The following is a 13,916-nucleotide window of genomic DNA, read 5'->3' on the forward strand; positions in this document are numbered from 1 at the left end:
AAAAGCCCCCTAGCCTACGGGAATATTCGTCGTAGCATAATTCACATTATCCCGTGTTTCACGACTAATCATTCCATACATGAATGTTAAAATACCAACACGCCCCCAAAACATCAACAAAATCATGATAATCTTACCTGCCGATGAAAGAGACGAAGTAATGCCCAAAGACAGCCCCACCGTACCCATTGCCGAAAAAGCCTCAAAAATTAAGGCTCGAAAAGGAAGCTCTTCTGTGAAAGATAATAACACTATACAAAAAAGAACAGTACTTACATAAAGAAGCGTCATAGAAAGTGCACGACGCACATTATCAAAAGGAATATTTCTATTAGCAAAGACGATACGCCCCCTCCCCTTCATTTCAGAAAACGTAGAGAGAATCAACAGGGCAAAAGTTGTCGTTTTAATTCCACCACCTGTAGAACCAGGAGAAGCACCAATAATCATAAGCAAACATGTAATAAAGATGCCTAACGCTGAAAACCGAGACGTCTGTATTGTATCGAAACCAGCTGTACGGGGCGTCACACTCTGGAAAAGGGCGTTCCATACCTTCAAAACAGGCGGAAGGTCTTTAAAGGCTCCATTCCAATCTGAAATAAGGAAAAGAAGTAAACCTCCCCCAATGAGACTGGCCGTTACCTTTATTACAAGTTTACAATGAGGAGAAAGAGTATCTCGTCGAAGTACGTATCGGCCAATACCGGAAAGGACCAAGAAACCGGCTCCACCAGAAACGATAAGAGCCATAATAGTTGCAGGAACCCAAAAAGTAGAAGCATACCCCTCTAAACTTGTAGAAAAAGGGGAAAAACCAGCATTACAAAAAGCACTTATACTATGAAATAAAGCCAAATACAACGCTTTTAAGGGGGGAAAGTCTCGAACAAAGGCAATAAACAAAGGCACCATCCCTATTCCCTCAATAATAACAGTCATTTTAAGAATACGCATAAGAAGACGAACAGCTCCCGCAGGAGTATCGAGCCCCAGTCCTCCTGCGAAAAGAAGACGTTGACGTATTCCTATTTTTTGACGCAACAGCAGCAACAGCGTAGTTGTCGCCGTCATAACACCAAGCCCACCCAGCTGGATAAGAGCCAGAACTACCCCTTGGGACATCAAGCACAAATCTTTACCTGTATCAACAACAGAAAGTCCCGTTACGCAGAGCGCTGAAGTGGCAGTAAAGAAAGAATCGACCCATGAAAGAGGTTGACCTGCCGCAAAATTAAATGACCATATAAGGAAGGTTCCTACCACTATAAGCGATAGGAACCCCCCTACGATGGTCCTCTCTACTTTGAGAGAACTATATGTTTTCAAAATTATTGTCCTAACGCATTACGGGCTTTTTCAACCAACTTGACAAAGGCCGGCATATCGTTAATGGCCAGTTCAGAAAGCATTTTTCTATTAATGCTTATTCCAGATTTCTTAAGCCCATCAATCAATGCACTGTAACTCATTCCCTGAGCCCGTGCTGCTGCATTTATACGGGTAATCCACAAACGCCGGAAATCTCTTTTCTTTAACTTGCGGTCATCGTAAGCACGGGAAAGAGATTTAAGAAAAGCCTCTCTAGCTCTTCTGTAAACATTCTTTTTTCTACCCCAATAACCTTTGGTAATAGAAAAAAGTTTCTTTCTTTTTTTATTACTAATGCTACCACCCTTAACACGAGGCATAGCATGTCACCTCTTTCAATATTAATTTTCTCAAGCTTATGAAGAAAACTTCACCCTAAGCATAGGGAAGTAGCTTTTTCAAATCTTCAGATCTAGCTTTTGATACACATCCAGACTTTTTAAGACGACGAAGACGACTCTGACTTTTTCCTGTCAAAAGATGTCCCCTTCCATTTTTTCTGTAACTAAACTTCCCTGTACCTGTGGAAGAGAACCTTTTTTTGGCTCCAGAATGAGATTTCAATTTAGGCATTGCAATACCCTCCCTTCCTGCAAATATATTCATACTTCAACAAAAGGGATGTGCAGTAAGAATGCTACTTTGACTGTTCAACATCCTTTTGATTCTGTTTACCTGTTGTTTTTGTGGGACTAAGAGGTGTGAGCATAATTCGCATATAACGGCCTTCCATGCGAGGTTCTCCCTCACTTTTGCCTACGGCTTCGACATCACGAACAACTCTCCCAATAACTTCTCGTCCTTTATCAAGGAAAGCCATCTCGCGGCCTCTAAAAAACACTGACACCTTTACACGATGTCCAGCCTTCAGGAAATTTATAATTGCCTTTACCTTGAAGTTATAATCATGCTCATCAATTTTAGGACGCATCTTCATTTCTTTTAATGTCTGACCCTTTTGTTTCTTTCGTGCATCCTTTTCTTTCTTTTGCAACTGATAACGATATTTACCGTAATCCATAATACGGCAAACAGGCACTCTTGCCTGAGGAGCTACCTCAACAAGATCAAGAGCTCGCTCTTCAGCTGATTTCAAAGCTTCCTCTATTTTGGTTATACCAACTTTGACTCCGTTTTCGTCAATTAGCAATACTTCACTTACAGTAATTTCCTCATTGACGCGGGGTTCCCCTTCTTCTCTTTTGGCTATAACCCTTCACCTCCATGTTTAAATATAAAAAAGGGCCGATGAATATCACCGGCCCTCATACAGACAAACAAAAACTCTCTTCGAGTTTTTCTACATCAACCAGACAACAACTTTATGCGTCGTCAGGTGAGAGGGCGGTCCTCTACTTGAACTTAGAAACTATATCACAGCTATAAAAATATGGCAATTACTACTTGCATATAAGCGGATTAAACTCTTCTTCCAAAACTTTTACAAAATCATTTATTGACATGGCGCCAAGGTCTCCCTTGCTACGATCTCGAGGAGCAACCTGCTTGCTAGAAGCTTCCTTTTCTCCTAATACAACCATATAAGGAATCTTCTGAATCTGAGCATCCCGAATTTTCTTGCCCAGTTTTTCATCTCGGCAATCAATTTCCACTCTAACTCCGTGGGTGGCCAACTCGGTTTTTACTTCGTTGGCATACTCAAAGAAGTCTTCTGAAATAGGAAGCAAACGGACTTGAATTGGTGCTAGCCAGTATGGGAATGCTCCTGCAAATTGCTCTATAAGAATGCCAAAGAAACGCTCCAAACTTCCTAAAATTGTTCTATGAAGCATAACCGGCCTATGTTCTTTCCCATCTGCACCTACGTATGAAAGGTCAAATTTCTCAGGCATCTGGAAATCCAATTGTATGGTGCCACACTGCCATGTTCGGCCTATGCAATCCTCAAGGTGAAAATCAATTTTAGGTCCGTAAAATGCACCGTCACCAGGATTAACGCGATATTCCATATTGGTTTCTTCCAAGGCTTCTTTCAACGCCCTTTCAGCTATATTCCATTGCTCTTCCGAGCCCATAGAATCTTCAGGACGTGTTGAAAGTTCCATTGTATATTTAAAACCAAAAACATCTCTATAAATATACTGGCAAAGACGCATAATCCCCTTGATTTCATCTTTCACCTGTTCAGGAGTGCAATAAAGATGGGCATCGTCCTGGGTAAAGCACCGGACTCTCATTAAGCCATGAAGTACTCCAGAACGTTCATGTCTATGAACAGTTCCCAACTCAGCCATACGAAGAGGTAAATCTCTATAGCTTCGAATCTGACTCTTATACACAAGTATACCGCCAGGACAATTCATGGGTTTAATGGCAAAAGGCATTTCATCTATCTCTGTAAAGTACATATTATCGCGATAGTGATCCCAATGTCCGGAACGAATCCACAAACTACGGTCAAGAATAAGAGGCGTACGTATTTCACAATAGCCATTTTTCTCGTGCACTTGTCGCCAGAATTCGGTCAGTTTGTTCAATATGACCATCCCTTTAGGATGGAAAAATGGGAAGCCAGGGCCTTCCGGCTGTAGACTAAAAAGATCAAGTTCTTTTCCTATTTTACGGTGATCTCTATTCTTAGCCTCTTCAAGCATCGTTATATATTGCTTGAGCGATTCTTCATCTGCAAAGGCTGTTCCGTAGACACGGGTTAACATAATATTTTTCTCGCTGCCTCTCCAATAGGCTCCCGCTACGGAAAGAAGTTTGAAGTATTTTATCCATGATGTATTAGGGACATGGGGCCCTCGGCAAAGATCTACATAATCTCCCTGTTTATATAAGCTTACAGTAGAGTCTTCAATTTCTTTGATAAGCTCAACTTTATACTTTTCTCCTCGTTCCTCGAAAAAACGTATTGCATCTTCTTTACTTAAAACTTCACGTTCTATAGGGAAAGCTCGTTTAGTTAACCGTTTCATTTCTTTCTCTATTTTGGGCAATACATCTTCAGATATGGGTTCAGGAAGTTCCATATCGTAATAGAAACCATTCTTGATTGCCGGGCCTATGCCAAAATGCGTCTCAGGAAAAATAGACTGGAAAGCTTGAGCCATTAAATGAGCTGTTGAATGGCGTATGATCTCCAAACCTTCCTCACTCGCTCCATCCACTGATTCCAAGAGTCCACTTTCGGCAATATCAGCTGAAAGGTCTACAAGACGTCCATTGATCTTCGCAGCAACCGCGCCTTTGTTCATGTCCCAGCGTTTTAAGATGTCCAGCACTTTACCGTCTTCAACTTCTACTACACTTCCACTGGTACTTTTGAGTTCGAACATACGTACCCCTCCCTCAAAAAAATAATGCCCACACTTCTCCTTCTGGAGACGATGTGGGCTTAATCGCGGTTCCACTCCAGTTCCAGCTATACAACAAGCTGGCCCTCTGTGCGCAATAAGGTGCGCTCCCTGCCATCGGCTCAGGGGTGGTCTTCACTCTACTCTGCTGTAAAAGGTTTTCAGCCAATGACCTTTATTCTCTGTCCAGCAACGATAAAGCTACTCTTCCCTTCATAGCCTTATATTCAACTTCCTGTATTGGCGATTTTATACTACCTATCAGAAAGAATGTCAACTCTTTCTAGTTCACACCAGTACTACCGAAACCACCTTCACCACGCTGTGAATCAGAAAGAGAAGAGCTTTCTTCCCATTTAAGCTGAACAACAGGCGCTATGACCATTTGTGCAATTCGATCTCCTGGCTTTATTTCAAAAGGTTCTTGTCCCAAATTTATAACAATGATTCGTATTTCTCCGCGATAGTCAGAATCTATGGTACCCGGCGTGTTCAGTAACGTTATACCCGAACGGAGAGCAAGGCCGCTACGAGGCCGTATCTGGGCCTCAAAACCTTCAGGCAGTTCTATAGATAAGCCTGTGCCCACACTTCCTCTCTCTCCAGGCTCCAGAATAAGGGATTCCGCAGCACGAAGATCTACTCCTGATGAAGCGGGAGTAGCGTATTCAGGCAATGTAACATTACTATTCTTACGTACTACCTTAACGGGAACAGATTTCATCTGCGCCCGCCTCCCTGACGTCTATCTCTATCTCCACCTCTATCGCTTCTTTCATGAGGACCTCTACGCGGTCCTGCAGATGGACGAGGTGCAGTTGCTGCTTTGGCTTCTATGAGAATTTCTCTTTTTTTCTCATCTTCGAGAGCAGATGCAAACCCCTCTTCTATGGCTCGTTCTTCTTGATCATAAATTTTCTTACGAGTCAAATTAGTTCTCCCCATATCGTCTATTTCTTTAACCATAACGAGTACAGAATCACCAACAGAGAAAACATCCTCTACCTTGCCTACCCGATGAGGACTGATTTCACTTACATGTAATAGCCCTTCTTTTCCAGGCAAGCACTCGACAAAGGCACCAAAATTCATAATCCGCGTTACCTTTCCGAGATAAATTTCGCCCGGCTCCAACTCTTTAGTTAAACCTTTAATAATAGCCAAGGCTTTGTTTACACCTTCGCTTGAGGTTCCAGCAATGTACACTTCGCCACTATCTTCTACATTAATTTTAACGCCTGTTTCCTGAGTGATTCCCCGTATGACTTTGCCACCAGGACCGATAATATCTCGAATTTTTTCAGGATCAACATGAGTAACATGAATGCGGGGAGCGTAAGGAGAGAGTTCAGAAGGAGCTGCTATTGCTGCCTCCATTTTATCGAGAATGTTAAAGCGACCTTCCTTAGCCTGTTCAAGAGCTTTTTTCAAAATATCTCTCGTAATTCCTCCCGCTTTATTGTCCATCTGAAGAGCTGTTACACCTTCTCTAGTACCAGCAACTTTAAAGTCCATATCTCCGTAGTGGTCTTCAAGTCCCTGAATATCTGTGAGAATCTCTACCTTGTCATCTTCCTTAATAAGTCCCATTGCAATTCCGGCTACATGTTTCTTTATAGGAACGCCAGAACTCATAAGGGCAAGGCTTCCTCCACAAATGGACGCCTGAGAACTGGAACCATTAGATTCCAAAATATCAGAAACCAAACGAACAACGTAAGGAAAATCAACTTCTTCGGGAATGATAGGACGCAACGCTCTTTCTGCCAAAGCTCCATGCCCAATTTCACGACGACCAGGTCCTCTCATGGGGCGAACTTCTCCAACAGAATACGGAGGAAAGTTATAGTGAAGAATAAACCGTTTATTAGGCTCGTCCTGTTTTAACCCATCAAGAATCTGATCGTCAACTCCCATCATACCAAGAGTTCCTACGACAAGAGCCTGCGTTTCTCCTCGAGTAAAAAGAGCAGATCCATGAACTCGCGGCAATACATCAACGTCGCATGTAATGGGACGAATCTCATTCATGGCACGACCATCGACCCTGCGCCGATCATTCAGGATGAGAGCTCGCATTGTCTTCTTGACCATTTCATCCACTGCAGCACTAATATACAATTCAGAGTCAGGGTATGTTTCAGAAAAATGCTCTGTTGCCGTGGTTTTAACGAATCGGACCTTTTCAGCCCGAGGTTTCTTCGCGTGAATATTAACGGCCTCCGAAATATGAGGCTGCATCTCACTCTGCAACCATGCATCTATCTCTTCAAATACTTCAGGAGCCGGGATTTCAATCTTTGTCTTTCCTATCTCCCTCTGCATCTCCTCTTGCATGGCAACAATTTTCTTTATTTCTGAATGAGCAAGATCAAGAGCATCAACAAGCAGATCTTCTGAAACTTCATTGGCCCCTGCCTCAACCATAGTAATTCCATCTTTATGTCCAGAAACAAGCAAATCTAGCTTGGAATTTACCATATCCTCCTCAAGAGGATTAATAACTAACTGATCATTAATGTAGCCGATACGAACAGCACCAATAGGTCCATCCCATGGAATTTCAGAGAGCATCAAGGCTGCAGAAGCTGCATTAATTGCAAGAACACTGGGGGGGTTAACCTGATCCACAGAAAGGACAGTAGCAACAACATGTACGTCATAACGTAAGTCATCGTCGAAAAGAGAACGAATAGAACGATCCACCATACGGGCACTCAATATAGCATTTTCGGTAGGGCGCCCTTCTCTTTTGATAAAACCTCCAGGAATTTTTCCTGCAGAATAATATCTTTCTTCAAAATCTACCAATAAAGGGAAAAAATCAATCCCTGTACGGGGAGTGTCGGAAATACATGCTGTTGTCAAAACAACAGTGTCGCCACATCTGGCTACGATAGAGCCATTGGCTTGCTTAGCCACATTCCCCGTCTCGAAGGTAATCTCTCGACCTCCGATCTCAATTGAAAACATTTTTTTCATACAATGTTCCTCCTCTAATTTTCAACCTCTTCTTTAGTGTACTGGATAAGAATAACACATCACACAAAAAAAGTGCGAGAGCGAATAGCCGCCCCCGCACATAAATTCAAGAAAAAACTTGTCTGCTTAAAATTAGTGACGAAGTCCAAGACGTTCAATCAAGTTTTTATATCTATTGAAGTCTTTCTCTCTTAAGTAACGAAGAAGCTTACGTCTTCTTCCAACCATTTTAAGAAGTCCTCTTCTGGAGTGGAAGTCTTTTGTGTGCTCTTTCATATGCTCCGTCAATTCTCGAATTCTCACCGTAAGCATTGCTATCTGAACCTCGGGAGATCCTGTATCTGCAGCATGGGTACGATATTCCTCAATAATCTGATGTTTTGTCTCTTTCTCGAGCATTCTGTTCACCTCATATGCGTAAAATCCCGAAAACCAAGAAATACATCTTAGTGTATATCCTAGTAATGGGTCATGAACATAGTACCATGGAGTCGTTTATATGACAATTTTTTCTTCAATTTTTACCGTAAGTAAAATTACACAATTTTACGAAATATCTAATTCTGCACTCGACATGGGTTCAAGTATATGGTTAAATAATAAAGAATTAACAATAGTACCTAAACATTTTGGTGCGGGAGGGGATAGGTATGTCTTTACTTATTGTTGAAGACAACAAGGATCTTGTCCAAGTTCTCGCCGAGGGCTTTGCAGAGAATGGATATTCAGTAGAACGCGCTTATACAGGAGAAGAAGGTCTAGAAAAAGCGAAAAATCCAGAATGCGAGTGTATTATTTTAGATCTTATGCTTCCTGGAATAAGTGGACTCGAAGTTTTGGAAAAACTTCGAGCAAGTGGTGCGACTCTTCCTATTATCATTCTCACGGCGAAAGATAGCGTGGACGACAAGGTAGAAGGCCTCAATAAAGGGGCTGATGATTTTCTGGTAAAACCGTTTGACTTCAGAGAACTTCTTGCAAGGGTTCGTACGTTGTTAAGAAGAACTTCTGATCAGCAGCACAATCTTCTTCACTGCGGTGATATGATTTTAGACCCAGTTGCAAGGGAATGCCGAGTCGATAACGTAGTTCTGCCTTTACGAAGACGTGAATTTGACATTCTTGAATTGCTTATGAGACATGAAAATCAGGTTTTCACTCGGGAGAAGATTATTTCTCAAGTATGGCAAAAAGAATATGACGGTACAAGTAATGTGGTTGACGTCCATATTAAATATTTGAGAGATAAGCTGAGAGAGCACGGACTAGACACCATTGTTGTGACAGTGCGAGGAGTCGGGTACAAAGTAAGTTGCCCAGACTGTGCCTAGAAAAGTGATGCCTAGAGGTGTCAGTGACGAACATTGCGATTTAACAAACTTTTAAAATCCTTCAAATTACGTTTAACAAATGTTTCGACTCAACAAAGGGGCAATCTGAAACTGCTCAGATTGTCCCTTTTTGCCGTTTTACTTTTTACCCTTCTTTCTATTGCTACACTAAGTTGTTCATTTTCTTTATCTTCTTTTTTTATTTACCTCTGCGGAATCATAGCGGGTTGCGCTCTCTCATTTTTTGTGGCTTTATGGTTTCTTGAACTTCGCATGTACACCCCTTTACGAAAAATCAGTCAGACTTTGCAAAAAAGGAAAAGAAAAAATGATCATATAGTGATCCCCTATCTTGGAGATCACCCTCAATTTATAGAACTTAGAAACTCTTTAAATAGTCTTTTAGCTCGTTTCGAAGAATCCCTTACGCAGCTCAAGCAACTTTCAGCAGATACAAGTCACGAGTTGCGTACACCTCTTGCGGTAATTAAGGGGAAAATCGAAATCATGCTTATGTCACCTCGCGAACCCGCATATTATAAAGAGAGACTTGAACAAATTATGATTCAGATAGATAACATGCAACAAATAGTGGAATCTATTCTCGAACTCTCTCGTTTTTCTAAGTTTTCGGGGCCCGAATGGATGGAACCGGTTGATTTACTCATGGTAGCAGATGAAACGTGTGAAAATATGTTTGCGTTAATAGAAAAGACACGACATCAGCATCTCGAAAAAAAATTTTCTTTTGCTCCTGTCTTCGGCAGCTTTGAATTACTGACTCGAGTTGCATCTAATTTACTGGATAACGCGAGTAAATATACGCCAGAAGGCGGAACAATAGGTATAGAAACATGGAGTGACATAAAAAAGCAAAAGGCCTTTTTAAGAGTATGGGATACTGGGCAGGGAATGGACGAATATGCCATACAAAAATGCCGCGATCTTTTCTGGCGAGCAGATACTGCGCGTAGTGGAGGCGGTTATGGGTTGGGGCTCTCTCTCGTTCAACGTATATCCGAACTTCATGAAGCTGAAATGGATATTCAATCGACATTGGGAAAAGGAACTTCTTTTACTTTAGTTTTTAATCTTGATGCGAATGCACTTTCTGAATACGATACCTTTTAACATGTTTACAGAATATAAAAAGAATAGCCGCCCTTTTTGGGGCGGCTATTCTTTAATTTTTAGAAACTCATAGAAACAAAGAAAGTTCTAGAACCCCGAGCCAGAAGAAGAACAAGGGAATCATCTTTTTTGCCTAAAACTTTTTCGAGGTGATTCACGCTATCAACTTTAGTTCCATTAACTTCAAGAATCAAATCTCCTTCTCGAATTCCTGCTCGAGCAGAAAAAGAACCTGGCTCAACTGATGTAACGACTACGCCATCATTTTTTTGCAAATTGTAACGCGAACGTAATTGAGTAGTTACATTACTAACTTCAAGTCCGGCCTTCCGTAGCATTTCACTGTTTTTCGATGATTGTCCTTCAATATCTTCTTCCATCGCAGAAGATACCTCAGTTAATTTTACAGAGAAATCTTCTTTTTTCCCTTTACGAATAACGTTCAACGTTACTGCATCCCCTGCCATAGATTGTCGAATTCTGAAGACAAGATCCTGATGATTTTCTATTTTATTTCCGTTAACGGAAACAATAACATCGCCACGCTGTAAACCAGCTTTAGCAGCAGGAGAATCAGGAACAACATCACTAATTACTGCTCCTTTTTCTTCCTTTATGCCATATGCCGAAGCAAACTCTTTTGTCAGTGGCTGCACATACACACCAAGCCATCCTCGTTTTACTTTTCCATATTTTACAAGATCGTTCATTACCTGTTTAGCCATATTAATGGGGATTGCAAAGCCAATTCCCTGAGCGTACGGAACAATGGCGCTGTTAATACCCACAACTTCACCGGAAAGATTAATTAAAGGTCCACCACTGTTTCCTGGATTAATAGCGGCATCTGTCTGCAAGAAACCATCGAAGTTAACATCTCCAGCATGAATACTCCTGTTTTTTGCAGATATAACACCAACTGTTACTGTATGCTCCAAACCAAAGGGGTTACCAATGGCTACAACCCACTCACCAACATCCAAACGATCCGAATCACCAAGCTTTAAGACAGGCAAATGATTTGCGTCTATTTTTATAACAGCTAAATCAAAAGTAGGGTCTGTTCCAAGAACTTTTGCAGAAAAAGTTCGACCATCAGAAAGTGTTACTGTAATTTTATCAGCACCTTCGACAACATGATTATTGGTTAGGATCTGCCCCTCTTCTGAAACGATGAAACCAGAACCTCTCCCCTTCATAGGAATCGTTCGAGAGAAACGCTGAAATTCCTCTCCAAAGAAATGTCTGAAAATGGGGTCATCGGGAAATGGAGAAACTGAACGAGTAACCATTGTCTCTACATCAATATTAACAACAGCTGGGGAAGCGTCTTTAGCTATTGCAGCTACAGGATTTCCACTAAAAACATCTTGAGCAAAAGAAGGCGCTCCCAGCATTCCTAAAACAAATGCAACAAGAGCGAGAAAAGCAATTGTGTTTCGTATATTTTTCATATAGTTCACCTCCGTTTACAGTACTCCTTTATTTTATTCAGTTTCGGTTAATGGACATCGTTTGTTTTACTGAAATCTTAATCAGAAAGTCTTCGGAAGTTTATATATGAGATTACCAACCATATACTACCAACTAAAATCATAATCAAACTTCCTCTATGGGAGGCTTCCTCCCCTAGAAGCAGCCAATCTATACGTAAAGGATCAACAAGAATGCGTAATAGACCAAAAAGAATTAAAAACAACGGCCAAAGAAGAGCAACTCGTAATTTTCTTTCGCCTCTACCTATTCTTTTTTCCACTTCTTGCAACATAATTAAAATAAGAAGAGCCCCAAAAGAATAATAAAGTTGGGTTGGGTGACGAGTCAGTTGCTGCGGATCTATGGGAAAACGAGTACCCCATGGAAGAGTGGTCTCTATTCCAGCGCAACATCCGTTCATAAAACAGCCCCATCGGCCTATGGCAATCAATGCTGCTGAAGGGAGAGATGCAGACTCAGCAACACGCCATAATGATAATTTAAAAAAGAATATATACGCGAGAGCAAAAAAACTGCCGCCAAAAAAGCTATAAAAAGACGACATACCCCCCTCCCAAAATCGAAAAACACGAAGAGAATCGTTACGAATAACTGTTGGGCCTACATGAACGATCATACCGACACATGCTCCTATAACGATACCTATAGCAACAACAAACAATAGAACATGCATCTTAGATGATTCTACACCATATTGATTGACAGCTCTTTTCTGCGTCCAAAGAAAAGCTGTAACTAACGCAACGGTCCACAGTACATAATAACTGTGGACCGTTATTTTATATATAGAAAAAAGAATTGGATACATACTACTTAATGCCGTCTGTTCCTCGACGATGCAACAGGACAAACAACTACTTTACGGGAGGGTTCTTCTCCCACTGAACGAGTTGTTACGTTGTTATAATCCTTTAATGTTAAATGAATGATACGACGCTCCCAACTCGACATTGGCTCAAGATATGCAGGCCGTCCCCTTTTTTCTACCTTTCTGGCAGCTGCAAGAGCAAGTCGCTGAAGGCTTGCTTCTCGTCTTTGACGATAGCCATCACTATCAAGTTTAACGCGACCCTCTCGACTCTCTTCTCGCAACATAAGATTAATAAGATACTCCATGGCCTTTAAGGTTTCTCCATATTTCCCGATAACGATACCAGCATCATCGCCAGAAAGATTCAGAAAATCATCGTCACCACTTTGGACTGTTACAGAAAGTCCCATATGCTGAATCAGATTTCTGGCCAACTCCTGCCCTTTCAACACTAACAAAGGAAATTCCGGCCATACTTCAACACGCAATTTTTTTCCAAGAAGACCAAAAAAACTTTTCTCTTCTTCAATAATTTTTACAAGAAAATCCTCTGGATGTAGCCCTAATTTAGCTGCTGCCAGCCTTTTTGCTTCATCTACAGAGCCGACTTCCAAAATCATTTTGTCTTGCTCAGTCATATATAATCCCCCTTCGACACACTGCCTGTCTGGGATGCCCTTGAATTTTCTATTCTTTCCCTGTAGGTTTAGTTTTGTGCAACACTGGCTTTTCTTGCATTTCCTCGCTGGTTTTTTTCGTAATCCACCACTGCTGAGCTACACCTAGGAAAGACGAAACTCCCCAATATAACAAAACTCCGCCGGGCAAGCTAAGACATATAAACGTAAGGAAAAGGGGCATAAACCAACTCATCATTGCCATTTGAGGGTTCCCCGAAGAACTCATCTGCTGCTGTGCCCATGTAAGGAAACCGACAACAATGAGAAGTAAAAAGTTACCACCGTAAACTGTAAAATGAACTAACCCGGAAGGATTGGCAAGAACTCCAGACAAGACAGACATTACGCCAATCTTTGCCGTTTCCGGAAGGGCAACGGCTTGGGCCAACGTAGAAAGCACTGACCCCTCGAGACTAATAAATCCAAGAAAAGGAATGCTGCCAAAATTATAATTCATTAGCAGTCTAAACAAAAGAATAAGGATAGGTAACTGTACAAGAAGAGGTAAACATCCTGCGGCAGGGTTTACTTTATTCTCTTTATACAAATTCATTATTTCTCTATTCAATGATTCTTTATCATCTTTATACTTCTCTTGCAACATCTTCATTCGGGGCTGGAGTTTTTGCATTTTCTGCATACTCACCATTTGTTTGTGTGTTAGAGGATGCAATAGTATCCTGACCGCCAAAGTCAATAATATAATTGCAATACCCCATGATCCCGTTAAATTATGAAGAGTTTCAAGGATAAGAAGCATAAAATCCCCTGCTGCTTTCCAGAGAGTTCCCAC

14 protein-coding genes and 1 other annotated feature are annotated in these 13,916 nt (G+C 41.4%); of the genes, 2 read left to right on the forward strand and 12 right to left on the reverse strand.

Annotated features, from left to right (window positions below):
* Window positions 1-9: 9 nt before the first annotated feature.
* From RBH88_RS06650 to rpsO, 8 genes are all read right to left on the reverse strand, one after another.
* Complete coding sequence (locus RBH88_RS06650; protein WP_213689978.1) at window positions 10-1,329, reverse strand: TrkH family potassium uptake protein; 1,320 nt, start codon at window positions 1,327-1,329, stop codon at window positions 10-12.
* A gap of 2 nt (window positions 1,330-1,331) precedes the next feature.
* Window positions 1,332-1,691, reverse strand: coding sequence for a 50S ribosomal protein L20 (gene rplT, locus RBH88_RS06655; protein WP_213689979.1), 360 nt, complete (start codon window positions 1,689-1,691; stop codon window positions 1,332-1,334).
* Between the two features lie 55 nt (window positions 1,692-1,746).
* Window positions 1,747-1,944 (reverse strand): 50S ribosomal protein L35, encoded by a 198-nt coding sequence (rpmI, locus tag RBH88_RS06660; protein ID WP_213689980.1) that lies wholly within the window; start codon window positions 1,942-1,944, stop codon window positions 1,747-1,749.
* Window positions 1,945-2,008: 64 nt separating this feature from the next.
* Entirely contained in the window at window positions 2,009-2,581 is a 573-nt protein-coding gene (gene infC, locus RBH88_RS06665) for a translation initiation factor IF-3 (protein ID WP_213695981.1), read from the reverse strand.
* Between the two features lie 20 nt (window positions 2,582-2,601).
* Window positions 2,602-2,735: a sequence feature (ribosomal protein L20 leader region), on the reverse strand.
* 36 nt (window positions 2,736-2,771) lie between these two features.
* The gene (gene thrS / locus RBH88_RS06670) at window positions 2,772-4,673 is read right to left on the reverse strand and encodes a threonine--tRNA ligase (RefSeq protein WP_213689981.1); all 1,902 of its coding nucleotides are present in this window, start codon (window positions 4,671-4,673) and stop codon (window positions 2,772-2,774) included.
* A gap of 301 nt (window positions 4,674-4,974) precedes the next feature.
* Window positions 4,975-5,415, reverse strand: coding sequence for a dUTP diphosphatase (gene dut / locus RBH88_RS06675; protein WP_213689982.1), 441 nt, complete (start codon window positions 5,413-5,415; stop codon window positions 4,975-4,977).
* Entirely contained in the window at window positions 5,412-7,673 is a 2,262-nt protein-coding gene (locus tag RBH88_RS06680; RefSeq protein ID WP_213689983.1) for a polyribonucleotide nucleotidyltransferase, read from the reverse strand. Before RBH88_RS06680 ends, dut begins: the two co-directional genes overlap by 4 nt.
* A 132-nt stretch (window positions 7,674-7,805) precedes the next feature.
* Window positions 7,806-8,072, reverse strand: a complete 267-nt coding sequence (rpsO, locus tag RBH88_RS06685) for a 30S ribosomal protein S15 (protein WP_213689984.1) — start codon at window positions 8,070-8,072, stop codon at window positions 7,806-7,808.
* Between the two features lie 251 nt (window positions 8,073-8,323).
* Between rpsO and RBH88_RS06690 the strand changes: the two genes are divergently transcribed.
* Window positions 8,324-9,004 (forward strand): response regulator transcription factor, encoded by a 681-nt coding sequence (locus RBH88_RS06690; protein WP_213689985.1) that lies wholly within the window; start codon window positions 8,324-8,326, stop codon window positions 9,002-9,004.
* A gap of 33 nt (window positions 9,005-9,037) precedes the next feature.
* On the forward strand, window positions 9,038-10,135 hold the full coding sequence (locus RBH88_RS06695; RefSeq protein WP_213695769.1) for a HAMP domain-containing sensor histidine kinase: 1,098 nt from the start codon (window positions 9,038-9,040) through the stop codon (window positions 10,133-10,135).
* A gap of 59 nt (window positions 10,136-10,194) precedes the next feature.
* Here the strand turns inward: RBH88_RS06695 and RBH88_RS06700 are convergent, their stop codons facing one another.
* The 4 genes from RBH88_RS06700 to RBH88_RS06715 all read right to left on the reverse strand — a co-directional run bounded on the left by RBH88_RS06700 (window position 10,195) and on the right by RBH88_RS06715 (window position 13,916).
* On the reverse strand, window positions 10,195-11,589 hold the full coding sequence (locus RBH88_RS06700; protein WP_307879475.1) for a DegQ family serine endoprotease: 1,395 nt from the start codon (window positions 11,587-11,589) through the stop codon (window positions 10,195-10,197).
* Window positions 11,590-11,666: 77 nt separating this feature from the next.
* Window positions 11,667-12,440: a prolipoprotein diacylglyceryl transferase gene (locus RBH88_RS06705; protein ID WP_213695770.1), complete on the reverse strand. Its 774-nt coding sequence runs from the start codon at window positions 12,438-12,440 to the stop codon at window positions 11,667-11,669.
* 5 nt (window positions 12,441-12,445) lie between these two features.
* Window positions 12,446-13,081: an RNA-binding cell elongation regulator Jag/EloR gene (gene jag / locus RBH88_RS06710; RefSeq protein ID WP_213689989.1), complete on the reverse strand. Its 636-nt coding sequence runs from the start codon at window positions 13,079-13,081 to the stop codon at window positions 12,446-12,448.
* 49 nt (window positions 13,082-13,130) lie between these two features.
* A complete protein-coding gene (locus tag RBH88_RS06715; RefSeq protein ID WP_213689990.1) occupies window positions 13,131-13,916 on the reverse strand; it encodes a YidC/Oxa1 family membrane protein insertase in 786 nt (261 codons plus the stop codon).

It is taken from the genome of Aminobacterium sp. MB27-C1 (assembly GCF_030908405.1).
GTDB lineage: Bacteria > Synergistota > Synergistia > Synergistales > Aminobacteriaceae > Aminobacterium.

Bases quoted from the DNA above. Each gene is read 5' to 3' on its own strand.
- rplT (WP_213689979.1), bottom strand. From the start codon at position 1,691: ATGCCTCGTGTTAAGGGTGGTAGCATTAGTAATAAAAAAAGAAAGAAA.
- rpmI (WP_213689980.1), bottom strand. From the start codon at position 1,944: ATGCCTAAATTGAAATCTCATTCTGGAGCCAAAAAAAGGTTCTCTTCC.
- thrS (WP_213689981.1), bottom strand. From the start codon at position 4,673: ATGTTCGAACTCAAAAGTACCAGTGGAAGTGTAGTAGAAGTTGAAGAC.
- dut (WP_213689982.1), bottom strand. From the start codon at position 5,415: ATGAAATCTGTTCCCGTTAAGGTAGTACGTAAGAATAGTAATGTTACA.
- RBH88_RS06680 (WP_213689983.1), bottom strand. From the start codon at position 7,673: ATGAAAAAAATGTTTTCAATTGAGATCGGAGGTCGAGAGATTACCTTC.
- rpsO (WP_213689984.1), bottom strand. From the start codon at position 8,072: ATGCTCGAGAAAGAGACAAAACATCAGATTATTGAGGAATATCGTACC.
- RBH88_RS06690 (WP_213689985.1), top strand. From the start codon at position 8,324: ATGTCTTTACTTATTGTTGAAGACAACAAGGATCTTGTCCAAGTTCTC.
- RBH88_RS06700 (WP_307879475.1), bottom strand. From the start codon at position 11,589: ATGAAAAATATACGAAACACAATTGCTTTTCTCGCTCTTGTTGCATTT.
- RBH88_RS06705 (WP_213695770.1), bottom strand. From the start codon at position 12,440: ATGTATCCAATTCTTTTTTCTATATATAAAATAACGGTCCACAGTTAT.
- jag (WP_213689989.1), bottom strand. From the start codon at position 13,081: ATGACTGAGCAAGACAAAATGATTTTGGAAGTCGGCTCTGTAGATGAA.